The organism is Paenibacillus sp. UNC499MF (assembly GCF_900107975.1).
In the GTDB taxonomy this organism is placed as follows: Bacteria; Bacillota; Bacilli; order Paenibacillales; family NBRC-103111; genus Paenibacillus_F.
Map to the genome: position 1 here is coordinate 127,836 of NZ_FNVF01000012.1, position 24,781 is coordinate 152,616.

19 protein-coding genes are annotated in these 24,781 nt (G+C 52.7%); 5 read left to right on the plus strand and 14 right to left on the minus strand.

Annotated features, from left to right (window positions below; genetic code table 11):
- Positions 1-16: 16 nt before the first annotated feature.
- Complete coding sequence (locus C4S74_RS20795) at positions 17-814, minus strand: helix-turn-helix transcriptional regulator (protein ID WP_103997286.1); 798 nt, start codon at positions 812-814, stop codon at positions 17-19.
- A 170-nt stretch (positions 815-984) separates the two neighbouring features.
- Positions 985-2,541, minus strand: coding sequence for an ABC-F family ATP-binding cassette domain-containing protein (locus C4S74_RS20800; protein ID WP_103997257.1), 1,557 nt, complete (start codon positions 2,539-2,541; stop codon positions 985-987).
- Between the two features lie 362 nt (positions 2,542-2,903).
- Here C4S74_RS20800 and C4S74_RS20805 point away from each other — a divergent pair, with 362 nt between their 5' ends.
- Positions 2,904-4,268 (plus strand): Ig-like domain-containing protein, encoded by a 1,365-nt coding sequence (locus C4S74_RS20805; protein ID WP_103997258.1) that lies wholly within the window; start codon positions 2,904-2,906, stop codon positions 4,266-4,268.
- Positions 4,269-4,323: 55 nt separating this feature from the next.
- Here C4S74_RS20805 and C4S74_RS20810 read toward each other — a convergent pair whose 3' ends face one another.
- The 4 genes from C4S74_RS20810 to C4S74_RS20825 all read right to left on the minus strand — a co-directional run bounded on the left by C4S74_RS20810 (position 4,324) and on the right by C4S74_RS20825 (position 7,608).
- On the minus strand, positions 4,324-4,653 hold the full coding sequence (locus tag C4S74_RS20810; protein ID WP_103997259.1) for a DUF3892 domain-containing protein: 330 nt from the start codon (positions 4,651-4,653) through the stop codon (positions 4,324-4,326).
- Between the two features lie 174 nt (positions 4,654-4,827).
- On the minus strand, positions 4,828-5,790 hold the full coding sequence (locus C4S74_RS20815; RefSeq protein WP_103997260.1) for an SDR family NAD(P)-dependent oxidoreductase: 963 nt from the start codon (positions 5,788-5,790) through the stop codon (positions 4,828-4,830).
- A gap of 70 nt (positions 5,791-5,860) precedes the next feature.
- Positions 5,861-6,382: a TetR/AcrR family transcriptional regulator gene (locus C4S74_RS20820; RefSeq protein ID WP_103997261.1), complete on the minus strand. Its 522-nt coding sequence runs from the start codon at positions 6,380-6,382 to the stop codon at positions 5,861-5,863.
- Positions 6,383-6,555: 173 nt separating this feature from the next.
- Positions 6,556-7,608 carry an acyl-CoA dehydrogenase gene (locus C4S74_RS20825; RefSeq protein ID WP_103997262.1) on the minus strand — a complete coding sequence of 351 codons (1,053 nt, stop codon included), beginning with the start codon at positions 7,606-7,608 and terminating at the stop codon, positions 6,556-6,558.
- A 505-nt stretch (positions 7,609-8,113) separates the two neighbouring features.
- On the opposite strand from C4S74_RS20825, the gene hflX reads away from it, so the two are divergent.
- The gene (gene hflX / locus C4S74_RS20830; RefSeq protein WP_103997263.1) at positions 8,114-9,406 is read left to right on the plus strand and encodes a GTPase HflX; all 1,293 of its coding nucleotides are present in this window, start codon (positions 8,114-8,116) and stop codon (positions 9,404-9,406) included.
- A gap of 190 nt (positions 9,407-9,596) precedes the next feature.
- Here hflX and C4S74_RS20835 read toward each other — a convergent pair whose 3' ends face one another.
- Positions 9,597-10,874 (minus strand): Nramp family divalent metal transporter, encoded by a 1,278-nt coding sequence (locus C4S74_RS20835; RefSeq protein ID WP_103997264.1) that lies wholly within the window; start codon positions 10,872-10,874, stop codon positions 9,597-9,599.
- Between the two features lie 333 nt (positions 10,875-11,207).
- On the opposite strand from C4S74_RS20835, the gene C4S74_RS20840 reads away from it, so the two are divergent.
- A complete protein-coding gene (locus C4S74_RS20840) occupies positions 11,208-12,122 on the plus strand; it encodes a hypothetical protein (RefSeq protein WP_103997265.1) in 915 nt (304 codons plus the stop codon).
- A gap of 79 nt (positions 12,123-12,201) precedes the next feature.
- Here C4S74_RS20840 and C4S74_RS20845 read toward each other — a convergent pair whose 3' ends face one another.
- The 4 genes from C4S74_RS20845 to C4S74_RS20860 all read right to left on the minus strand — a co-directional run bounded on the left by C4S74_RS20845 (position 12,202) and on the right by C4S74_RS20860 (position 18,681).
- On the minus strand, positions 12,202-14,757 hold the full coding sequence (locus tag C4S74_RS20845) for a diguanylate cyclase domain-containing protein (RefSeq protein ID WP_103997266.1): 2,556 nt from the start codon (positions 14,755-14,757) through the stop codon (positions 12,202-12,204).
- A 23-nt stretch (positions 14,758-14,780) separates the two neighbouring features.
- Positions 14,781-15,392 (minus strand): biliverdin-producing heme oxygenase, encoded by a 612-nt coding sequence (locus C4S74_RS20850; RefSeq protein WP_103997267.1) that lies wholly within the window; start codon positions 15,390-15,392, stop codon positions 14,781-14,783.
- A gap of 207 nt (positions 15,393-15,599) precedes the next feature.
- Positions 15,600-17,417 (minus strand): APC family permease, encoded by a 1,818-nt coding sequence (locus C4S74_RS20855; protein WP_103997268.1) that lies wholly within the window; start codon positions 17,415-17,417, stop codon positions 15,600-15,602.
- A gap of 364 nt (positions 17,418-17,781) precedes the next feature.
- Positions 17,782-18,681: a helix-turn-helix transcriptional regulator gene (locus C4S74_RS20860; RefSeq protein ID WP_103997269.1), complete on the minus strand. Its 900-nt coding sequence runs from the start codon at positions 18,679-18,681 to the stop codon at positions 17,782-17,784.
- 195 nt (positions 18,682-18,876) lie between these two features.
- Between C4S74_RS20860 and C4S74_RS20865 the strand changes: the two genes are divergently transcribed.
- Positions 18,877-20,151 carry an MFS transporter gene (locus C4S74_RS20865; protein ID WP_103997270.1) on the plus strand — a complete coding sequence of 425 codons (1,275 nt, stop codon included), beginning with the start codon at positions 18,877-18,879 and terminating at the stop codon, positions 20,149-20,151.
- A gap of 286 nt (positions 20,152-20,437) precedes the next feature.
- On the opposite strand, the gene C4S74_RS20870 is transcribed toward C4S74_RS20865, so the two are convergent.
- The gene (locus C4S74_RS20870) at positions 20,438-21,208 is read right to left on the minus strand and encodes a DeoR/GlpR family DNA-binding transcription regulator (RefSeq protein ID WP_103997271.1); all 771 of its coding nucleotides are present in this window, start codon (positions 21,206-21,208) and stop codon (positions 20,438-20,440) included.
- A gap of 313 nt (positions 21,209-21,521) precedes the next feature.
- Here C4S74_RS20870 and C4S74_RS20875 point away from each other — a divergent pair, with 313 nt between their 5' ends.
- Entirely contained in the window at positions 21,522-22,382 is an 861-nt protein-coding gene (locus C4S74_RS20875; protein ID WP_103997272.1) for a DMT family transporter, read from the plus strand.
- Between the two features lie 448 nt (positions 22,383-22,830).
- Here the strand turns inward: C4S74_RS20875 and C4S74_RS20880 are convergent, their stop codons facing one another.
- Entirely contained in the window at positions 22,831-23,781 is a 951-nt protein-coding gene (locus C4S74_RS20880; protein ID WP_103997273.1) for a chitosanase, read from the minus strand.
- A 357-nt stretch (positions 23,782-24,138) separates the two neighbouring features.
- Entirely contained in the window at positions 24,139-24,735 is a 597-nt protein-coding gene (locus tag C4S74_RS20885; RefSeq protein ID WP_103997274.1) for a TetR/AcrR family transcriptional regulator, read from the minus strand.
- Positions 24,736-24,781 lie beyond the last annotated feature (46 nt).

Consider the following 24,781-nt stretch of genomic DNA (forward strand, 5'->3'; position numbering starts at 1 on the left):
GTGGAAACCTCTCCCGTTACTCGCTGCCTGGGGAACTTGACCGCCTCAGAAAGTTATTCATGAGTACCGGCAGAGAGATTAGAATCGGCGGATCGTCATAGCGCGGAACGTGCAAAGTTACGAGCTGCTGCGGGACGGGGATGCCCGGTTTAACGACGATCGGTTCCCTTGAACGGGTTCGCAGCGTCGCTTCCGGCAAAAGAAAGTCAACCGCCTTCGTCCCCCAGGATACGGAGGTCGCCATCAGGTAATAAGTGCCCGGTTTGACGTCAGCAAGGCAGAAGCTTCCCAGCGATGAAAGCAATGTGCCGTACAGCGGCAGCCCTTCCGGAATCGGTTTGGCGAACAGGCCGAGCAGAATGACGCCTTCGAACGGAATCGCGGCTTGAACGATCCCTTCGATTGTTCCGAAAGGCAGCCGTGCGGCGGGTTCGGGCATCGACCAGTCATCGAGCTTCCGGAGAGAATGAAAGTGGCTGTCGGCGAGAAGGGTAGAATTCCTGAATTCCGACGGAGTCATTCCGACTTTCTCGGTAAACCGCGTTGTGAAAGTACCCAGGCTTTGCTGTCCGATTTCAAGACCGATGTCACGGATGCTCAAATTCGTACGGAGCAGGAGATCTTTGGCTTTCTGAAGACGAAGCGATGAAACGTAGTATTGAGGAGTAAGTCCGGTTTTTTCTTTAAAAATTCTTGTGAAGTGATACGGGCTGTAAGCCGCGTAAGCCGCTAATTGGTTAAGCGAGAGAGGCTCGAAAATGTTCTTCTGAATATACAAAATAACCTCGTCGATTTCGGAATACCGGTCAGTCAAACGCTTCACCATCCTTGTATTCTGTGCTCACCCATTTTACCACATCCTTCCTCGCCCGGGTACGAACAAAACATTAATTAACGAATGTTTGTTCCCTTTTTTAGTATAAAAAAGCCTGCCCGTCAAATGCGGGCAGGACTTTTGCATACATTGGCACCGGACCGAACCGGTTAAAACACTTTCGTCGTCCAGGATTCGCAGTTCCATGTCTCCGTCACGACTTCACGATAAAATTCGGGTTCGTGGGAAATCAGCAGGATGCTTCCCTTGTAAGCTTTGAGGGCACGCGCCAATTCTTCCTTCGCATCTACGTCCAAGTGGTTGGTCGGCTCGTCGAAAACAAGCAGGTTGGTTTCGTTGTTGATGAGCTTGCAAAGGCGGACCTTGGCTTTCTCTCCGCCACTGAGCACCGTGATTTTACTCTCGATGTGCTTGGTTGTCAATCCGCATTTCGCCAGAGCGGCCCGCACTTCAAACTGGGTATAGGAAGGGAACTCTTTCCATATCTCATCGATACACGTGTTGTAGTTAGCCTCTTTCATTTCCTGTTCGAAGTAACCGATACTGAGGTGTTCCCCAAGCTGAACGGAGCCGGACAACGCGGGAATCTCGCCAAGAATGCTGCGCAAGAGCGTCGTCTTACCGATCCCGTTGGCACCGACAAGGGCGATTTTCTGCCCGCGTTCCATGCGGAGATTGAGCGGTCTGGACAACGGCTCTTCATAGCCGATGACTAGGTCCTTCGTTTCAAAAATCATTTTACCTGACGTTCGGCCCTCTTTGAAGTTAAACTGCGGTTTCGGCTTCTCCTTGGCAAGCTCGATAACGTCCATTTTGTCGAGTTTCTTCTGACGGGACATTGCCATATTCCTGGTGGCGACACTCGCTTTGTTACGGGCCACGAAGTCTTTCAGGTCCGCGATTTCCTGCTGCTGGCGCTTGTAAGCCGATTCCAGCTGCTGTTTTTTCATCTCGTAAACTTGCTTGAAATGATCATAATCTCCTACATACCGGTTTAATTCCTGGTTTTCCATATGATAAATCAGGTTAATGACGCTGTTCAGGAACGGAATATCGTGTGAAATAAGAATAAAAGCGTTCTCGTATTCCTGCAGGTAGCGCTTCAGCCATTCGATATGCTGCTCGTCCAAATAGTTGGTCGGCTCGTCAAGAAGCAGAATGTCCGGCTTCTCCAGCAGCAGCTTCGCCAGCAGCACCTTGGTCCGCTGACCGCCGCTGAGATCGTTGACGTCCTTGTCTAGCCCGATATCGGTAAGACCGAGGCCGCGGGCGGTCTCCTCGATTTTGGCGTCGATCATATAAAAGTCCTGATTCGTCAGCGTATCCTGGATCGTGCCGACGTCTTCAAGAAGCTGCTCCAGCTCTTCCGGCGTCACATCGCCCATCTTCTCGTACATGCCGTTCATTTCTTGTTCCATATCGAACAGATATTGAAAAGCCCCTTTGAGAACATCGCGGATAGTCATGCCTTTGCTGAGTACCGCGTGTTGATCCAAATAGCCGACCCGCATCCGTTTCGACCATTCCACTTTGCCGTCATCCGGCTGGAGCTTGCCTGTAATAATGTTCATGAAGGTAGACTTACCTTCTCCGTTGGCGCCGATTAATCCGATGTGCTCGCCTTTAAGGAGGCGGAAGGACACGTCGTTGAAAATCGCGCGGTCTCCGAACCCGTGGCTCAGTCTTTCTACGTTTAATATGCTCATGAATAGACACCTTTTCTTATAAACTTTTTACTTGCTTTATTATAAGCGTTACAGGGTGGACAACTCAATGCACGATTGAAAAAAAGCCGTTTTCTTTCAAGGTTGCCGCATCGCCGGCCGTCATGAAAATCAAAGCCCTAATAAGAAATGGAATTTATTGACATACCAAAAACGAACATGCTAGAATTCTGGTAAATGTTGGACATAACCTTTGATTCTATCATTTTCTTTCTTCCTTTCTCCGGATGTTATTGCTGGACGGCAGTGAACACACGACCGACAAAGTCTTCCGATATGAAGCGTTCTGCGCTTACATATAAACCGCCTGCGCGGTAATTTTATGGAGAAGGTGAGGAAGAAACATGTTGAAGAAATGGTTGTTGTCTCTCGCTCTCGCAGGCTCGGCCCTATTGAGCGGGCAAGCCGGACAAGCCGAAGCGTCCGCGTCGGCAGTCCCTGCAGCAGCGCCGGTTGCCGTAAAGGGAGGCGAATTAAACTCCCCTGCCGAATTCAAGTCCGGCCGCCATGCACTGCCGGATTCAAGCAAGCCTCTTGAAGCTCCTCTGTCGCTGGAAAAAGACGCCCGCAGTCAAGGGTTAACGGTGAACGTGAATGCCGCGCTCAACAACAACCCCAACAATGCGGCCCAAGTCGTAACGGGAGCCGTTTATTCGGACAAAATTGCGGAAGCGGACGGACAGCGGTGGTACGTCTTCCAAACGAGCGCTCCGGGCAAGCTCACCGCCTATCTCCAAACGATTCCTTCCGCTTCCATTGATTACGATCTTCACTTGTTCCGGTATGACCCTGCGACGAGCAGTCTGGTAGAGCAAGAGACTTCCTCCTACGGTCCCCAATCCAACGAGCAAATCAGCAGGATAGCGCCTGCGGGCATTTATTTCCTGGCCGTTTCGGCCTACACGGGATTCGATGCCAACACGTCTTATTACTTTACCGTCGTAGAATCGGCATCCTATGATACGGCCGAGCCTGACGATAATATCTGGCGTGCCCAGCTGAAAACAGATTCATTTGCGGTTAGCGGCCGGACGATCGATAACAGCCTGGACGCCGATTGGATCAAATATACGGTAACCGCCGCAAAATCATTCCATATCAAACTGGCCAACAGCGCGCCCGGTACTACCTATCAGCTGCAAATTTTCAACCAGAACCTGGGCTCGGTCGGTACAGTGGATCAGAACAAGGATGTCGACGCCTCCCTCTCTCCGGGCACTTACTATCTGCGGGTAGTATCCTTGAATTCGTTTAACGCTTCCGCTCCGTATTCACTTACTTTCAGCGAGTATAAAGCTCCGGCATCGGTAGATATCGTAAGCATTAAATCGGATCCGAATGTCGACGCCGGGCAGCGGATCAATTACGGAGAAGGAAACAAATGGAGAATCCAGAATTACTTGACGGTGACCGGTCTCGCCAAAGACGCTTCGGGAGCACCTGCTTTCAATGCTCCGGTTACCGTCTATATACAAACCAAACTTAACAACAAAATTTATAGCGGAACGGGTACGACAAGCAGTAACGGAACCGTCAGCGTAACGATCAGCGGAATACAGCCTGCCATCGGGCAAAATGTGTTCTACGGCTACGCCTCCACCCATTATTACGATATTATTCCCCTTCTCGTATACTCCGGCGGAACACAGCTGAGCGCCAACGATAATTCGCTCTATCATTTCGGCTATTCCATTTACAGCCCTCATTAACTGCTTAGGCTCGCGTAAAAAAGAGCCCGACCTCGTCGGGCTCTTCTGCATGCCCCTAGAAAGGAGGCAGCTGATCCAGATTGTTCGACTTTACTCCATCGGGCTCGCTGCGGAGGATATCGCGTCCGTAACGGTGAAACACATCCACATGTGCCAGAGCGCCCGATTTGGCTTCATTCAGTGCGGAAACGTAGTCAAGCTCGCGTCCGGAAGACGTTTTTACGGCAATAATATCCCCGTCGTCGTTTTTGCGGACGGCTACAATCGATTCCAAACCGTCCGTGGCTGCGTCTTGCGACTGCTCCTGAACGGCCTGGAGTTCTCCCTGCTGCTTGTAATTCTCGTAAATCGCCTCAAAATCTGTGTTCGTCGGTCCTTCATTCATCTGAATCACCTCGGTTATAGCATGTCTGTTTTTGCGTACTTTTATGAAAGACGCTCACCTAGGCCGAGGCTCTGCCAATGCCATCCTGTTCCGAGAACAGCAAAAGTCTAACTCAAGATCCCCCAGTATGCTTACTGTTTCTAACTGGTATAGAAGCGGTCCTTCGGATGAAAGTTACGCTTGGCTTCGTTTCATCAGAGCATGAATCGTATCGGAAACAGCTTTATCGTGAGGCGTCCAAACGATCGGACCGATTTCCTTCTCATACTTGCGGCCGCTTAACACGAACGGTTCTTCCGTCAAGTAGAGCATTTCGACGACTTCTTTCATAACGGGATTAAAAAGCCCCGCCAATGACAAACCTATTCGTCCGAGCGGGAATACGGGTTTCCGCTTGCCGCTGGCCCGCTGTGCGAGCTGCACGAGTTCTTTCCCCGACAAAAGTCCGGGTCCCGGAATGTGCCAGTTCTGACCCTCGGTGCCATCGCGTCCGGCAATCTCCACAATCATTCGGGAGGCGTCCGGCAAGTATACATACTCCCGCGGAACGGTCATATTGCCGATAAAGGCAGTCGGCTTCCCGGCGGCTATCGCTTCCATGGTGACGGAAAGATAGGAAGCCTGGGCGGAAGGCCCGTAATAATCGGGCAGCCGGACGATAAGCGGTTTCGCTCTTTTCCACCGCGAGGCGAAAATCAGCTGCTCATACGCAAGCCTCACTTTTCCCTTACGCGTATGCGGATGTTTGGGATGATCCTCTTCCGCCTTCGCCGCGCCGGTTCTCCTGCCGTACGGATAAATTCCGTCCACCACGACAACTTTGACGGCCAGGTGCTCGGCAGCTTTCATAACGGCTTCGCCGAGCGGCAGAAGTCTCGATTCCATTTCGTGGTAAGGAATGTTCGCGCTGTGAAACAGGACATCGGCGCCTTCCGCAGCATTTATGATGTCGGCGGACTCGAAGGCATCTCCCTTTACCAGCTTGAGATGCGGGGGATTTCCCAGCTCCTGCTTCAGCTTTTCCAGTTTAGCGTCGGACCGCCCGAAAGCGACCGTTTCTATCCCTCTGTTGACCAGTTCCTCCGTAAGAGTCGTTCCCACTCCGCCTGTCGCACCCAATACAACTGCTTTTTTCATTAGAATCGCTCCTTTTTTGTTATTGATTGACCAATTACTAATATTCAAAAAAAATTTTCTTCTGCTTGTTTTATTTTTTTAGCATCAAGTCCGGCAGCCCGATCGCCATCGATACATTGCACAGCATGCCTCTGGCCAGAAAATCCGATGTCCGTTGCTCCGCCTCTTCCATGCCCGCCTCTTCAAAGGCGTTCAGCACAAGCTGTTTAACGCGGCTCATCCCCTGCTGCATCGCTTTGCGGACCGCTTCTTCCTGAATCGTCTGCGCCTGCATCTGAAGCAGAATTTCACTCCGGTGAGCGAGCAAGATGCCTTCATACGCTTCTATAAAGCCTCTCTCCAAAGTATCGGGAGAAGCCGATTCCAGCACCTGCCGGAAAGCCGTTTCTATCCGCTGCCACGATACTTGCAGCGCTTCGACAAGCAGCGATTCTTTGGTGAAAAAGCGGTATACGTACGGCTGGGATATAGCGGCGCGCTCGGCAACCTGGGCCGTAGTCGCGCGGTAATAGCCGATTTCGGCAAATACTTCGATGGCCGCGGATACGATATCGGTCCTGCGGCTCGCGGAGGACGTATTTTTTTTAACCATATGCCTCCTCCTTCTACTGATTTTTTTAGTTATTGATTGGCCAATCAATAATTTAAATCCATCATATGCCACTCCGTCCAGATTTGCAAGTACTTTTTCATAAAAAGAGTCAGACTGCATACAGTCCGACTCTTTTAAGCGGCAGCAGCGAATGAAAAGCAGGCTCCGTCCCCCTATTCTTCCGGCAAAAGCAGGCTGTGCTGGCACACGGTTTGCAGATCTCTCCACGTCCGGTTAACCTGACTGTCCTCCATTGCCGCCGACAAGCCCAGCAGCGAGAAAAGCTCGAACGTGCCTGTCAGCACGCTGCGTACCGTGCTCAGGCATTGTTCGGACACCTGCTTCTCGTCAGACTCGGACATTCGTCCGTGCCGGACTAGCTCTTCCCATGAGCGTGTAACAGCCGAATAGAAAGCGGACTCTGTTCTGCCCAGGAGGGCTTCCTGTTCCTCCAGCTTACTCAGGACGTGCGGCTTCCGCTCCTTCAAGCGGATATATTCGTGGGCTTCTTCCGCGAAATGCGCGGCAATGCCTAAGGCGACCGCGGCAAACGAAGCCTGGGCAAACGGGACAAACGGGTACCGGTAAATAAGCTCGTCTTCGTATGCGCGGACTTCCGTGAACAGGAATGTCATCTTGTCCGGGACGAACAGGTCCTCAACGGAAACGCTGTGGCTGCCGGTTGCCTTAAGGCCGAACGTATTCCAGTCCGGGTGAATACGGACCTGATCGGGCATGAAAATAAACGAGCGGATTTCCGCATTCTCTCCCCGCTCGTGCCCTTCCGCTTCCTCGACCGCACAATTAGCGGTGAACATTGTGGCATGCGCGGCACCGCTGCAGTATTTCCAGCGGCCGCTCACCAGATAGCCGCCCTCTACCCGTTTTGCCGTACCGGTTGGCGCTCCGCTGCCCGCAACGACGGCCTTTTCACCGGCAAACAAAGCCGCTCCGACTTCCGGCTTCATTAACGAAGCGAAAAAACCGCCGCCGGCTCCGATGGTCACCAGCCAGCCGAAGCTTCCGTCTGCCCGCGAGCATTCACGGAAAATCCGGAGAGCGTCCGGAAGCGGAGTCATCCGCCCGTTCAAATCATCGGGAACGAACAGTTTGAACCACCCTTTTTGATAAATCAGGTTAAGCAATCCTTCCGTCAGAGCTCCCTCCGACTCCATATGCCGCGATTGTTCTCTGATCCGCTGCACGTCCGCTTGTGTAACTATCATAAGTACCGCATCCTTTGTTTTTTATGTTTGAATGGACCTTTCCGGGGATTCTGGCTCTATGCAGGTAAAATCCCGTGTATGTAGGACTCTATGTATTTTAACACGGATAACCTATCGTTCACGACGATTTGCCGGCAGCCGCCTTTTATAAAGACTTGTAAAGAATGGCTATAAAGGAAACTGTCCCTCGGAAGACGTCAGCGGCTGTGTTAAAGTAAACGTATCTTAACAGAGGAGGCGTTACGTGTGGTAGATTTTATCCGGGTCAGATCTTTGCACATCTAAGGATGGTGTCAAAGACTCTGTGTGTCGCATGCAGAGGACTACGGGATAGGTCTGTCATTATACAGGTAACCCTCGGACGGTTAAACGAAGAGGTTCATCTATAGACCCTATATATCCGCAGGCAGGAAATCCGCGCGATTTCTGTGCCCGGTCCTCTTGTATCTTCAGCACGGAAACTATTCTGGTGCTGTTTTTATTTTGTATCGAGAGGATGATTTGTATGGAACGACAACAAAAAAAAGCGATTCTTATCGGGATTCATCCGGGCAACCGTACGGATTTCGGCTATTATATGGAGGAGCTTGCAAATCTGGCCGCCGCGGCCGGAATTGAAGAAGCCGGCAGGGTGACCCAGAAGCTGAGCCGCAGCAATCCTTCCCATTATATCGGAAAAGGTAAAATCGATGAGCTGCTGGAGCTGATTCATGCTCAGGAGGCCGATGTCGTCATCTGCAACGATGAGCTTACGCCTTCCCAGCTGCGCAATCTGGAAGCGGCCCTGGACCGGACCGTTATGGACCGGACGGCCCTTATTCTCGCGATTTTCGCCGAGAGAGCCCGGACGAGAGAGGCCCAGCTCCAAGTCGAGGTGGCCCGGCTTCACTATATGCTGCCGCGGCTCGTCGGTTTGCGCGAATCGCTCGGACGGCAGGGCGGCGGCTCGGGACTCAAGAACAGAGGTGCCGGGGAAACGAAGCTGGAGCTGGACCGCCGCAGAATCGAGGAACGGATCGTCATGCTGCAGAAGGAGCTGGAACAGCTCGTCAGCCATCGTCAAACCCAGCGGAAGAAACGCCGCAGGAACGATATGCCCGTCGTCTGTCTCGTAGGCTACACGAATGCGGGCAAATCCAGCCTGATGAACGCGATGATGGAGACCCATAATCCCGGTTCGGGCAAGGAAGTCATGGCGGAGAACCGGCTGTTCGCGACTTTGGAGACTTCGGTGCGCAGCATCACCCTGCATGACCGTAAATCTTTTCTGCTGACCGATACGGTCGGATTTGTCAGCCAGCTTCCCCATCACCTCGTTAAAGCGTTCCGTTCTACACTGGAAGAAGTCGCGGAGGCGGATTTGCTGCTGCACGTCGTCGACAGCTCCAGTCCGATGGTTGAGCGGCAAATCGCGGTCACGGAGGAGACGCTCAAGGAGCTTGGTGCCGACCATGTCCCCAAGGTGTTCGTTTACAACAAGGCGGACTTGGCCTCTCTCCCGTTTCCTTCCACGGATAACGGCAAAGTCGTGCTCTCGGCCAAACTGGGTTCCGGAATCTCCGAACTGACGCGGGAGATCCGGGAGCGTATTTTCGAGCGCGATGTCCGGTGCGAAGTTCTCGTCCCTTACGACCAGAGCCGCGTGACCGCTTATTTCAATGAGTTTGCCAACGTCCGGTCTGTCAGCTTCGAAGCGGACGGCACACGTCTTACACTGGAATGTCCGGAATCCGTGCTGGAACGTTACCGCGGCTCCTACATTCCGCTTTCGGAAAGCGTTCATTTTCCGGGCAGCTAAAACACTTGCTTTTCATGTACCCGTAAGCGCCCGATCAGTTAACTAAAAAAAGATACCCCTTGATGTCCGCGCGGCGCGGCAGCGGCGGGTATCTTTTTTTTTGCCCTCCCGTCCATAGAAAAAAGCCTCCCCGGTCCGGAGAGGCTCCATAATTACGGCTTGCACAGCCGATTATGCCGTTTTATGCCGTTTACATGAATGTGGTAACGATCAGAAATAAATTCAGAAAAATAACGATTGCGGCGATAATCCAGCCCAGCACCGTCGTCCACCGCTGATTGACGAGGCCGCCCATAATCGAACGGTTGCTAGTAAAGAGCAGAAGGGGCACCAGCGCAAATGCGATGCCGAACGACAGCACAACCTGGCTCATAATTAGCGCTTTGGTCGCATCGATTCCCATCACGATAATGACCAATGGCGGAATGGTCGTAATGGCGCGGCGCAGATATAAATTAATCCGCTTGTTAATAAAGCCCTGCATAACCACGTCCCCGGCCATTGTTCCGACAGATGCGCTGGAAAGACCCGCAATCAGGAGGGCCAAGCCGAACGATACGGCGGAAACCGGACCGGCCAGCTCGTAAAACTTGTGGAACGCGTCATCAAGCTCTTCCACACCGAGCCCGTTTTTGAAAAACAAGGCGGCGGATATAATGACCATCGCCATATTCACCGCGCCCGCGATCACCATCGCCAGAACGATATCGACAAATTCAAGTTTGAAAATCCGTTTCTTCTCCTGCTCGTTCTTGCCGACAATCCGTTTCTGAGTCAAAGACGAATGCAAATAGATGGCGTGCGGCATGACCGTAGCTCCGAGCATTCCCGCCGCAAGCAAAATGCTGTCGACCCCTTCGAATCTCGGGGTGAAAATACCGACGGCTACCGCCCCCGCATCCGGCTGCGCGTTAATTACCTGGAGCGTAAAAGAGCAGACGACGATCAAGATCATCCCAGCTATTCCGGCCTCCAGCCATCTGTATCCCCTCCGCTGCAGCTCAAGAATAGCGAAGGAGCCTACCGCCGTAATCAGCGCGGCCGGCAGCATCGGAATGCCGAACAGCAGATACAGGCCCAAGGCGGCGCCTATGAATTCGGCGAGGTCCGTCGCGATGATGACCAGCTCGCTTTGAATCCACAAGAAGATGGACACCGGCTTCGGAAAGCGCTCGCGTGCGATTTCCGGCAGGTTCATCCCCGTCGCAATGCCGAGTTTTGCCGATAAAGCCTGAATAAGAACCGCCATCAGATTCGAGACGGCAACCACCCAGAGAAGGAGATAGCCGTACTTCGAACCTGCCGTTATATTGGTTGCGAAATTTCCGGGATCCAGGTAAGCGACCGCTGCGATGAAAGCAGGCCCCAGAAAAGGAAGCAATCGTTTAAGTCCCTTCACGTCCCCGCTCAAAACGGATTCTGCGGTAAGAGGTATTCGTTTATATTTCGTGATGTCTTGTTCAGCCATAACCCTCACCTCTTGCCTAAAAGTTACCTGCGTGCACAAATGTTTCTCCCACGCAAAATATTAACTCGATTATAGACCCTTCTTCGCCGCTTGTAAACCGTCAACCTCTCTGTCCAACGGACTTTCACCTATTCTCTGAACTATTGTATGTAAATATTACGCCGGGGCGCCATATCCTAAACGTCTTTAACCTTATCTTTGGAGTGAAAAACGGAATCCGCAAATATTTCCATTAGATGGTTTTATAACTTCCGTTAGTTAGCATGATTAAGGCGTTATTATGTTTGATTATCCGGAAGAAAACGTAAATAAACGGAGAAGGGAGAGGATACAATGAGAACAAAACGGATGAAGAGTTCCGTCAGCGCTATTCTCGGCGGAACACTTCTGCTTGGTACTCTGGCGGCGGTGTCCCCTGCCCCGGCTTATGCGGCGGCGGACAAAACCCGATACAAGAGCTTTTTCAACGCGGCACGTGAAGGCCCCGTCATCCCCGGTCTGAAAAGCGACAAGAAGTGGGTCCCTCAAGGACTCGCCCTGTGGACCAGCAAAAAATGGATCATCGCATCCCATTATTCCGGCAACGATACCGAAGCGAGCAGCATTTCGATCACCGACAAAACGACCGGAAAACGGTTAAAAACCTTTTATTTATATGAAAGCGGCGGCAAGAAGCATACGGGGCATGTCGGCGGATTAGCGGTGAGCGGCCGTAATTTGTGGGCGACCTCCGGGAAAAACGCGTTTCGTATTCCGCTCACTTCACTGACCGGTCTTCCCGATTACAGCAAGATCGTGATGAAAAAATATCCTCTTTCGCATCAGGCTTCGTATGCAACGTTCTCGGAAGGTGTGCTCTGGATCGGTACCTACACGAAAGGAGCCACCTGTACCACCACCGGGCCACAGGGAATGGTGTACGGATACCGTTTGCCGGCCAATGAGGATCTTCCTTCAAAAGCCAATTACACGTGGAAAACTCCGGACCGTGTCCAGGGCATGGCGTTGACGAAGGACAAGGTCATGTACAGCCAGTCGTGCGGCAGGAACAACGACAGCAAACTGCTTATTCACAAGCGCGGCTCGGGCGGTGCGAAAATAAGCCAGCTGACGATGCCTCCGATGTCGGAAGGAATCAGCTTCTACGGAACCGATCTGTACGTCAGCTTCGAATCGGGGTCCAAAATCTACGACGGCCGGGACCGGCTGTATAACTTTTATTACCTGGATACCAAAAAGTTTAAATGACGCGGTTGACGCTTCCTCCACAGACAAAAAACCCTGCAGAGCCTAATATTAGGCTCTGCAGGGTCTTCTATCGCGCACTTTACTCCGGCCGGATAACCGACACGCGGTTTCTGCCTTCGTTTTTCGCCTTCTGCAGCGCATGTTCCGCCGCGTAGACGAGATCATCCGGACTGCTTCCCGGCTCCGGATAAGCCGACGCCACGCCCAGACTTACGGTGAGATAATCACCGCTGTCGCTGTGAGTCTGCGGGATTTTCATGGAGAGGACGCCGAGCCGGATCTGTTCCGCCAAATCGACGGCCTTCTCCAGTTCGGACCCCAGCCGGAGGACGAATGTCCCGCCGCTGTAACGGGCGATGACCGCTTCATTCGGCTTGCCGATCGCGACAAGGATATCCGACATCCACTGAAGGCAGGTGTCGCCTCCCTGATAGCCGTACAAGGCGTTGTAGGCTTTGAAGTGGTCGATGTCCATCAGAATGAGCGAAACGGGCATTCCCGCCGCCGCGGCACGTTCCCACTCCCTCGGGAGATTGTCGTCGAAGAAGCGGCGGTTGGGCATTTCCGTTAGGGAGTCCGTGTTGATAAACGTCTGCAGCTGGCTGCTGACCTCCGAGAACTGATCCTTCTCCCCTTCTTCTCTGCGCCGCGCGATGGCGAACAGGGAAGGCTTGCCGCCGTAAATGACGCTCGCCATCGTAATTTCAAGCTGCAGCTCTTCTCCAAGCACGGTCACGCAGATTCCGTTTATCGTGAACAGCGAAATCGCAGACACGTCCAGCTCCGCCATTTTCCCCTGCAGAACCGGCAAGAAATCGGGGTGAATGAAATCCGCCACCGCTCTGCCGGTCATCTCTTCGGGGTCGGAGGCTCCAAAAAGCTCTGCGCCCTGTTCGTTGCAGTAAACGATCCGCTTGTCCGAGATTGTGAAGAAAGCAACGGGTGAAAGCTCCATGAGCTGCAAATATCTTTTCTCGTTTTCTTTGAGAATCCGGGAATTTTGCTGCGCCTGCTCTTCCGCCTGCCGCATCTGGTTCTCCGTCTGCTTCAGCACAATCGATTTCAGATCCGGCAGTGCTCTCAGCTCCTGGATTTTCCACGGCAGAGAGGACGACTCTACAACCTGTCTCCATTTCTCGAACGATTTACGCGGAGACAGACGGAAGCCGTCGTTCTCCTTTAAGACGGCCTTGGCAGGATCGCCCGCCCAGTTGACGATCTGGACGACCTCGGGACGGAACCAGATGATATAATCTTTGCCGTCCGAAGACAGGGCCAGATAAAGGGCTCCGGAAGCGGTCTTTTTGTAAGCGGCCGCAGGCGGGTGTTCCTTGCTGAGCCGGGACGTATGATACTCGTAATCCTCGGCTTGTCTGGACATCCAGAACGCCAGTTCCCGGATCTGCTCTGTTTCCGGAGCGGCGCCGAATACCATCAGCTTGTCCTTGTAGCTGACTGCGACACCGGACGCGTTCATTACCTGCAGAAGCGATTTTTCTTCGAGTTTAAGCTGCTCCATGACACGGTTTGCGCTGGTATTTCCGATAAAAATATTGGAAATCCGGTTAGCCCTCGTCTTCAGTTCAATCTCCGTCTGATAATCGTCAAGCTGCTGTCTCTGATACAGTTCACTGGAGAAAAAGAAGCCCAGGAAGTTGCACAAGTTACGGACCCGATGGGTGATATATTTCGGAGAATAGTGGTGACAGGTAACCAGCCCCCACAATTTGTTCTCATGAATAAGCGAGATCGTTGTCGTCGCTCCCACTCCCATGTTCTGCAAGTATTCGATATGCAGCGGAGAGACGCTGCGGAGCACGGACAAGCTTAAATTAAGCGGTCTGCCGGTCGCGGGATGAAGCGTAGGGACGATCTCCACCGGCTTGTAATGCACATCGACGATCGTCCTCAGCCAGTTCCGCAAATACAGCTCGCGGGCCTGCTTAGGGATGTCCGACGCGGGATAATGGTGACCGAGAAACGGCTCCAGCCCGTTCTCTTTCGCCTCGGCGATCACCTTGCCGTTCCATTCCTCGTCGAATTCGTATACCATCACCCGGTCGTAGCCCAGCATTTCCTTGATCTGTTCGGCCGCCAGCTGGCTGGCCTCTACCCGGTTGCCCGCCCGCTTCATTTTACAGAAGAAAGCCTGAATCCATTCGTAGTCCTGAAAGGCCGGTTCTTCTTGGCCGGCGGCCGGTTCAAGTTCGAGAATTAGCGATTCTTCGCTTTCGTGCATAATCCCGTAAAAGGAGACGGGCTCGCCCCTCACTTCGATGGAGATCGTCATGTAATGCAGCTTGGAAGGATCGAACGTCCGGTTTCCGAGTTCATGCTGCAAAGCGTCAAGCTGTTGTTTGCCGACCACTTCTTCCAAGGGGAGTCCCAGAAGCTCCTCGGGAGTCCGGCCCAGAAAAAGATCGACATTCCGGCTGCATTGAACGATCAGCGGCCGTTCCGTTGTATGGGTAACGGCAAGAAGCACACCGTGCGGCTGAATCAGACCCGGAATATGAATAGGCTCCTTGTCGCAATTCGTCAGGTCAATCTCTTCATTAGGGGAAGTGAAGTTCCCTTCCGTTAAAAGAGTCCGGTTCAGAATCTCCGGGTCTCTTGGCTTGCTTGTATCCGACATAAAGGCATCCGCCCCTTATTTATTTAAATTACAGCCTCATTTGCGGCCGGGGCTTCCTTCAGCCATTTATCCAGAAGGATAAAGGTTTCCTTGGCGGCGGCCACAACCTGTTCCTGCTCTTCTTCCTTCACATTCTCCAAAAGAAACTCGCGGAATTCGGTCCACTTGGTCCGGACATCCGCTCCATAACTGCTGAAATAACGCCCGTTCACTTCGGGATCTACCGAAAGAACCGCTCGCAGCTGTTTCGTAATTAACTGCCCGCCGAGCGTAGAGCCTTCCAGTACGTACAAATAACCGAGCGCACGGGGTAAAGTGGAGACATCCGGAATGCCGGCGCACAGCGGCAGGTCCTCGATTTGCCCTTTTGTCAGGCCAAGCTGCTCCAAGTCGCTTTCGAGAAGGGGCGCTTTCCGGCGGGATTCGATATCGAAACCGCGTTCCTCCCATTCCGGAAGCGTGCCGAGCGCTTTTTCCGACGGCAGAATAAAGCCGTAAAACTTCTTCAGATAAGCTTTATAGGTTTCGAGCGTCAAAGATTTATTCATAATCGCTTTCGCATACGCGTTCTGTTCGATCTGGTCGTGAAAGGACGCCGTTTCTTCCCTTAAGCGGCTGACGATAGTAGTTGTCATTATGATTTCCCCTTATCCTTTTTTTATAATGATAGCAAAAGCACGGAATAAAAGCATCCGCGGCGTCCCCTCGCCTAACGGAAATCACCCGTATCCGGCTTGCGCGACACATACCCGTCGTGTCCGGCCGGGAAATCGGGAAATGTTCGGATACTTTCCCTGGAAATAAAAAAATCCGCGCGTTCCGCGGATTTTTCGAGCAATTTCTTACTTGTTCAAATGGTAAGGAACCGTTGAAATGACCACATCTTTGCGGTTAAACAGGTAAGCTCTGAGCAGCAGACTGGTCTGGTTATGCAGAATGTGCTGCCACCAGTGTTTCGTGATAAACTGCGGAATCAGCACGGTAATATGGTCGGTTTCCGCCGTTTTCCACTCCACCGTATCGACAAACTTGAGGAGCGGCCGGATAATGCTGCGATAACTCGAACGAAGTACGATCAGCCGCACGCCCGGGTCCCATTCCGCCCACTTCTTCTCCATGCGCTCGATATCTTCATCGTTAAAACCGACATAGACGGCCACCACGTTATCCGTAACGGATTTGGCGTAGCCGAGCGATTGCTTCACGACTTGAGTGATTCCGGCGATCGGGACGACAATCGTGTTGCCTTTGATCAGCGGTTTGTCGCGTGAAAGGTCGATGCGGAGCTGATCGGCCGTATTTTCGTAATGCCGTTTGGTCTGGATAAAAATAAAGATGACCAGCGGCAGAAAGAAAAACACCATCCAGATCTGGCTGAACTTCGTGAATACAAAAATCAGGGAAATCGTCAATGTCGTCAGCATGCCGATCGTGTTGACGATAAACCGGCCGAGCCAGCCGGAAGGTCTAAGCTTCATCCAGCGGACCATCATTCCGAGCTGGGAAAGCGTGAAGGGGATGAAGACCCCCAGAGCGTACAGAGGGATCAGGTTCTCGGTGTCGCCGTTGAACACGATAACGAGCAGAGCCGACAAGACGCCCAGATTGATGATCCCGTTCGAAAACCCGAGACGGTCGCCGCGGACCATAAACATCCGGGGCATGAATTTATCCTTAGCCAGCATAAAAGCAAGCAGCGGAAAAGCCGAATACGCCGTATTGGCGGCCAGAAACAAGATCAGCGCCGTAACGCCCTGAATAAAATAATAGATAAATCCGCGTCCGAAGGTCGCGTTCGCGATTTGCGAGACGACGGTTTCTTTCTCGCTCGGAGCAATGCCGTACCAGTACGCGAGAAGGCTGATTCCGATGAACATGGCACCGAGAATCGTGCCCATCATGACCAGCGTCGCCGCCGCGTTGCGCTCGGCCGGTTTTTTGAAGTTCGGGATGGCGTTGGAGACCGCTTCAACCCCGGTCAGCGCCGAACAGCCCGAACTGAAGGCTTTCAAGATCAGAAACAGGCTGATATTCGATACGGTCGTACTCATTTCGGGAACAGCGGCATGAACGCCGCCGGTGAAGTATTTGACCACGCCGGAAACGATCAGCACAAAGATTGAAATGACGAATAAATAGACTGGCAGAGCAAGCACCGACGCGGATTCCGTGATGCCCCTCAAGTTCATGATCGTCAGAAAAAGGATCATCGTCAGAGCGATCAGCACCCGGTGATCGTGCAGGGACGGAAACGCCGACGTAATGGCATCGGTTCCCGCGGAAGAACTCACGGCCACCGTGAGGATGTAATCCACGAGCAGCGAGCCCCCGGCCAGCAGGCCGGTATGAACGCCGAGATTGTTTTTCGCGACGATATAGGCGCCGCCCCCCGTAGGATAGGCAAAGATGGTCTGCCGGTAGGACAAGATGAGAATAAGCAGCAGACCGAGTACCCCGAGTGAAATGGGAACCGAATACCAAAGTGCCGTAAAGCCCGCGGCCATCAGAACGATCAGAATTTGCTCTGTCCCATACGCGACGGAGGAAAGCGCGTCGGAAGACAGGACGGCAAGTGCCTTCAGCTTGTTAAGCTTCTCTCCTTCAATCTCCGCGCTTTTCATGGGACGTCCGATTAGCAGTCTTTTAAATTTACCGACCATGGCGATACTTCCTCTCCATTTTCTTCTGCCCTGAACGTCTTTGCTTCACAGCGTATGTCCCGCTTTTCAGGTTATTATTTTATTTTTAACGCCGGGATATCCAATTAAAAACAAAAAATTCGGGATCAAAAAACCGCGGGAACGAGACATTCCGGCGGTATGGGTACGCAGTGTATGAAACTGTTCAGCCATTGCGGCCTTAGCAAATTAAGTATAGCCACCTTAAGGCGGCGATGGCGGAAGATATAGGCGTAAAATCGCGCATTGCAGGTCATTTTGACTTGAAAAAAGGGCTTTTTTTCGGCCGCCCGCTTCTGAAGCTTCTTTTTTGACCGGTTTACGTGTCATACGGCGGGCTAACGTTTTAAACTTGCAAAATAGAATCGAGCTGATATTTCAATCTCTCCGACAACCCCGGACGTAAGGCCAGGAAAGTGGCATCGTCGGTAAGATGAACACTGACAAGCCCCGCCATGCGGAGGGTCATGAGGTGGTGGTGGACATTCCCTTTTGCCCCGCCGACCGCTTTCGTTATGTCTGTGAACGATCTTCTTTCAACGGACAAAAGCTTCAAAATCTCCAGTCTTTTTTCGTCGGACAAAGCTTTCGCGGCAGCGGAAACCGTAAAGATATCGGGCTTCTCAATATCATGAGGATACAAAACATTGATTTTGTCTTTAAGGACGGCAAACGTGTTCAGAGGCCGGAAATGATACGCCGGGATGAGATGAACTTTACGGATCGCGGTGAGTTCGATACGCATTCCGGTCACGAAAGTCTCCACGATATCCTCCGCTTTTTTGCCTGTGCGCACCTCCTCTTCTACCTCCCGAGCTCCTTTTCTTAAAGCATCCATGCCCGTCCACCGGGCCATATACTTCTCCTGCCAGACAGCGAGCAACTCCGTGAACAGATCTCTTTGTTCCCCCAAATGGAGCCAAACGGGATTTTTGCCGTCCGCCATATAGGATGCGAGCCGCTCGTACAGCTCTCCCGCCGAAAGCGCACTTACCCATTCCAGGAAGATATCCATAGAAGCCGCGTCCGGGCACTGATCTACCAGCACCGAGAGCAGATCGACGAACGTAAGATCGTCCAGCGCGTCCAGCTTTTCGAGATAAGAAGGTTCCATAATATCCCGAACTTGCCGATGCCAGGAAGGTCCGACGTACAAATATTTAATGTTCTGCCTTCTTTTATATAAAAGAAAGCTGAGCAGACACTCGTGAACCGGTGAGAATGCGGTTTCGATCTCGTAGGTCATATTCTTCAAACCCCTCTCGCGAACTTCGATACGAATAGATTACCATATCCGGCAGACTTATCCTAACGGTTATGGAATTAAACGAATATAAAGTTGTTTTTGTTTTGCAGACTTATATTTTTAGTTCTTGTTTCATTGAACACTATATGCTATTTTATAACTATCACTCATTCTGGAAAAAAAAGGAGCCCGCATATGCAAACGCATACCCTGCTCGGTTTGTTCAAAAACCGCAATTATGCCTATCTTTTCGGGGCACAGCTTCTGTCGCAGATCGGCTCGGTTACCGGGCTCACGGCCTTCGCTTTCTATATGCTGGACAAATTCGGCAATCAGCCCGTTTATGCGACGGTAACGGAGATGATGTATTCCCTTCCCACCCTGTTCCTCTTCTTCCTGACCGGCGTCGCGGCGGACCGGTTCGACCGCCAAAAAATCGCGGTAAGCTGCGATGCCGTCAACGCCGTGCTGAGCCTGCTTCTGCTCGGGGCAATCGTGTGGGGCTGGATGCCTCTCGTTTTCGCCCTCTTGTTTATCCGGAGCGCCGTCAGCAAAATGTTTCAACCCGCGAATGCGGCGTTGGTACGCGGCGTGCTTCAACCCGCGCAAATGCCGGAGGCCATGGGCATGAACCAGATGCTGATGAGTGCCTTCGTTTTGCTAGGTACCAGTCTGGGGGCCGTAAGCTATTGGTACTCCGGCATTCTCGGGTCCGTCGCGATTGATGCGGCAAGCTTTGCCGTCTCGGCTCTGCTTATCGTGCGGTGCAATATTTCTCAAGAAGCGCGGCAGCCTAACGGACCCGCTTCCTTGCGAATGCTTAAACTCAAACAGGTAGGCGAAGATTTCACCAGCGGGCTCCTTTACGTCCGGCGTCACTCCATCGTGCTATCACTGCTGGCCGGCATTCTTATTCTCGGACTGGCAAACGGAGGCGGCAGCGTCATGTACCTGTTCAGCCTCAAATACAAGCTGGCCCCGGATACTTACGAATCACTGCAGATCGGGATGACTGCCGTACTCGGCGCCGGCATGCTGTTCGGCAGTATCGTTTCCGTCCGGCTGGCCAAAAAAATCCCGCTGTACGGCATGATTATCGCCAGCTTCTTCCTGGGCGCCGTTACCCACTTCCTGCAGGCGCTGGCGGAGGATACGGTCACGTTCATGGCTCTCTATCTGCTGTACGCGTTATCCATCCCCCTCTGCAACGTCGCTTTCTTCGGCTGGCTCGCCCAGGTGACCGAAGACCGCATGATGGGCCGGGTCCAGGCGCTCATTCAGCCGATTATGATGCTGACGTTCACAGCTATGCAGGCATGGATTGCCTACGCTTTTCCCGCACAGCTCTCTATCGAGTCCATTTTTTACGTCGTGGGAGCCGCCGAACTGGCGTTGGGCTTGTTTTACCTGCTCGTGCTTCCTCCTCTGGCGAAGAAAAGAGCGGCCCAAGCGGCGGAACAAGCCGTATGACCGACTAGTTCCCGAGCCTACCCCGTCCACAGAAGCCCTGCTTCTCTGCTTTTCCGCGCCGCCGATATTTCCAGCCCAGGATAATGCGGCGCACGACGGCGGAGGCGTCCCACAGGGCGGAAACCCGCCTGATCCTATTGCGCGGAAAATGTCCGCTCGTTTATGTCACACCGGGTTGCGGCATAACCGTGCAAATTGACCCGGAAGACCAAAAAAGACAGGAACTCATCGGCTCCTGTCTTTGGCAGGCACGGTTTCCCCGTCCGCCCTGTATTCGTGCTTCTTCTTATGGACTTATCCGCATTTCGATGCCGAGCGCCTCGACACTGTCGATCCAATCCCGCGGGCAGCCCGAATCGGTGATCACCATCGAAAATTCCTCCAGCTTGGCCACGCGGGCAAATGTCGTTACGCCGAATTTTGTATGGTCGGCAACGAGAATGGATTCTTCCGCCCGCTGCATAATTTTCTGCGAAAGAAGAGCTTCATCCAAATGATAATCGGTTATCCCGTCAACCAGCGAAATCCCTCCAACCGAGATAAACGCCTTGTTTACCTTAAACTGATCAAGCAGCCGATCCGTCAAAGCGCCCGTCGCAGCCTGATAATGCCGGTTGATTTCACCTCCGGCAAAAATGATTTTGCCCGCAAACATATCCATCGCGGCCGTCAACACCGGCACGGAATGCGTAATCAGCGTCACGTCGGGGCGATTCCCGAGATGACGCAAAATTTCGAGCGTCGTTGTTCCGTTATCCAGTATGACGGTTTCGCCGTCCCGGATCAGGGAAGCCGCAAGCTTGCCGACGGAGGCTTTCTCATCGCGCATCATTTGCGCACGCTTAAGAAACGGCGGCTCGATCCGGTCGGATCGCACTTTTACGGCGCCGCCGTATACTTTGCGCAGCCTGCCTTCTTTTTCCAGGCGATCCAAATCTCTGCGCACCGTTTCCGTAGACACGTTAAATTCGGCGGAAAGCAGATGAACCTGAACCTTTCCTTCCATTTCCAGCTGTTTTAAAATCGTACTCCTTCTGTCTTCATAAGTTAAGGACATAAACGGCCTCCGGTAACAATTTTTCCCTAATTCATGTTGAATGTTGTTGTTTTACCTCAGTTTAAAAGCAGCTATGCCTTCTGTCAACTTTCCGATGCGTCCCGCCCTCATCACGAGTAGTCTGTACTCCACAGCAGGATCGAAGAACGAAGGCTTAATAAAAAATTCTGTTTTCACATTGACAGCTCCGATACTCAAGCATACAATTACACTTAAATCCACATCAATATTCATAATACATCAAACAAACAACATCGGCTCTGTGATTAAAAATCAAAATCTCCGGGCAGATGACAGCTATGGAGATGATTGTATGATACTGCTTGCTTTTATACTCGTTGTGCTTTCCGGCCTCACTCATTCTGTCTGGAGTCTGTTCGCGAAGAGCAGCCGCAACAAAAGCGTTTTTTTATGGTCCATCTCCATGATCGCAGCCGTTGCACTTTTTCCTCCGTTCATCCGGGAAATATCGACCGCATCGCTTGATACCGGCGCCTGGCTTCTGCTTCTGGCCTCTGCCGGGCTTCAGGCCGTCTACGGACTTCTCCTGTCACGCACTTATCAGATGGGGGATTTGTCCCAAGTGTATCCGATCATGAGAGGCACCAACACCCTGCTTATTCCGGCGTTCGGCGTCGTATTTCTGGGGGAATCTCTGTCCGGTCCCGGCTGGATCGGTCTTCTCTGCATGATTCTCGGCTTCGTTATGCTGAGCGGTCTTCCGACGCGCCGATCCGCCATACGCGGAGAAGGATTTTCGCTTGCTCCCGTGCTGATGGCCTTGGGCGTCGGCTTGTGTACGACTGCCTATGTGCTCGTGGACAAAATCAATTTGCAGCACGTATCCGCTCTAACCCTGCTCGAGGTAACCAGCCTCGGCTTCGCGGCCGGATTAACTCCGACGGTTCTCGCGTCCCGGCAGCTCACCGCCGAATGGAAGCTCAACGGGAAACGAATTGCGCTCGGCGCCATCTTGAATACCGGCTCCTATTTGCTGTTTTTGCTTGCGCTCGCCTATGCGCCGGTCGCACATGTGTCGCCCGTCCGCGAAATCGGAACCGTGTTCGCCACCCTGCTCGGCATTTTCGTGCTGAAGGAAAAACAGGGTACGCTGAGGATCGCAAGCGCCCTGGTGATAACCGCCGGAATCATGCTTATCGGATTTTTCGGCTGAACCTGACAGAGGGTGGTTGACCACCGTCATGTGACGCCGAACACCGTGCGCCGGGAGCTTCGCCCGGTGCGGAAAGAGAACCTGCCGGCGCTCCGGCTGTTCGACTGCCCCCGTAACTGCCCAGCATGCCGGGGTCCCGCGGCCCTGCATGTCCGCATGCCGAGCGCTTACAGAACATTCACGCTGCGCAGCGTGCGGTGCGGCGCCGCATAACTGAGGCCATCTGCTCGCAGCCGCATTAAAAAAGCCCGGAGACCCGGTTCCGAATGGAACCTAATCTCCAGGCCCGGCTTTTATACACAGCCCCGGTTGCCTGATTGTACGGCTGATGCCCGTTCGTTTGCTGCACAAGTGCCGCATAGCCGACAGGGATCTGCGAACACCGGCAAGTTCCCGTGCATCGCTTCCCCCGCTGCATCCCCGGCTTTCCGGGTTATTCGCTCTACATTTACTCCATCGTCCACCCCGTCACTTTTTTAACCGCCGCATCCGCATTTTTCAAATCCGTTTCTCCCATGCCCAGCAGCGAGCTCCACTGCTTCACCCGGTTTTTGCCGTTGGGAGGCTGGTTGTATTCGTTCGTATCCACCACCAGCGTACGTTTGGCGTAGAAATTCGTCATAAACGTTTTCTCGTTCGTGCTGTTTCCGGATTTGGCCAGGATGCCTTCCAGACTTCCCGAATCTCCCTGGGCCCCCTGATTCAAAGCCGTGTCCACAAAAGAACCGATCGTCAAGGCCGAATTAAAACCGCGCTTGCGCGCCTGATCGACACTGTATTTGATATACACGTTATAGAACGTGTGCCACATGGCTTCTCTCCATGCCGCATCGTTTTGCAGATTTTTGATTTTACCGCAGAATACCTTCTCGCTGTCGGTAATTTTCAGGATCGATCCCTTCATGGAACCGTGGGCTCCGATCCGGGCAAGGCCGCCTTCCACGGAAGGGTTTGAAGCTCCTTTTACGGCATCATATTCCTTGAACAGCGCAGGTCCGTCCGGGCCCGTATCGTTGGTACCGCCAGTCGTCGCTCCGAAAATACCGATCGTGTAACCACGGTCATCGTCTATGTCTTCACAGTACCCGTAGTACCCGGTCCATTTCAATGAATCTTGTTCGGCTTTGTTCACCAGCTTCATAATGTTGTCCCACTGTTCGCCGTCCAGGCCCGTCTTCGATTTCAGAAACTGCAGAGTAGACGGTGAGAAATTGTCATCGGGGGAGCTCGCCGCAGCTTCCGCATAGGCTTCACCCTGTGCCTGATTTGCGTCAGCGGAAGCTTTTACGGGAAAAGCAGCGGACGTGAACAAAATCGTGCTCGTTAAAGTAAGGCTCAGTGCGGTAAGCAGACGTGATTTCACCCGTTTTCCTACGGATACCGGTTGGTTCTTTTGCAAACAAATTCCTCCTTAAAATTGTAATAAAGTTAAAGCGCTTTAACTTTTGAAGCAGGCAGGCCTCCTTACTCCCAACATATTCGGCTCTCTCGTGCCCTATACCTCTTGTGCAGGTATTAAGATATTGTTAATTTATTCCTGTCCCCGGCACCGTAAAAAGGAACTGCACCAAAAAAGCTCCCGCCGGTTTTCCGGACGAGAGGCTTTTTTTTATAAAACGTGCGCCTTCGGCAGCCGTCTCCCTAAGAGGCATGGCATGAAATCAGGCGCTCCGCTGTAACTGGACGGCCGGCAAGGAGAGGCGAACTGCAGGCATTTGCATGAATACGCAGAAGCGCGGCAGCCGGCGTTGCTGTGCTACCTTTTCGTGATCATCCTGAGCAGACAATCTACCCGGGGAATCCGGTAATCGCCGCTGCCGTCCGCAGAGATTACCATAAGTCCCGACAAGACGGAAATATAAGAAGCGATCATTTCCTCCGTATCGCCCGCTTCCAGCTCGCCCCGCTCTTGTCCTTCACGGAACAGCGGCAGCAGCGTCTCCACGTACGTTGCCATGGAATATTCCCGCATGAGCTGATTGACTTTGTCCGGCACTCCCTCCGAGGTCCGCGCCTGGTGAATGAGCATAAAATAAGGCGCCCCGCTCTTATCGAGCATCTCTTCGGATAATTTGCGGATTTTATCAAGCGGCGTACCCGGAATCCGGCAAACTTCCTTCATCGCTTCCTGTGAAGCTTCCATGGCGCCTTGGACGAGCGTGGTAAACAATTCTTCCTTCGAAGCAAAATAATGATAGAGCAGGCCGTGGCTGATTCCCGCCTCCGCGGCGATCATGCTCATTTTCGTACCGATAATTCCCCTTCTCGCAAAAACCTTGAGGGCGGCCCCCATGATTTGTATTCTGCGTTCATCCCGTATCTGATTCAACTGCTGGTCGTTTAATGGTGCCACAGTAATCCTCCACTTCACGTGCTGATGCCCAAATTATATCATCCTT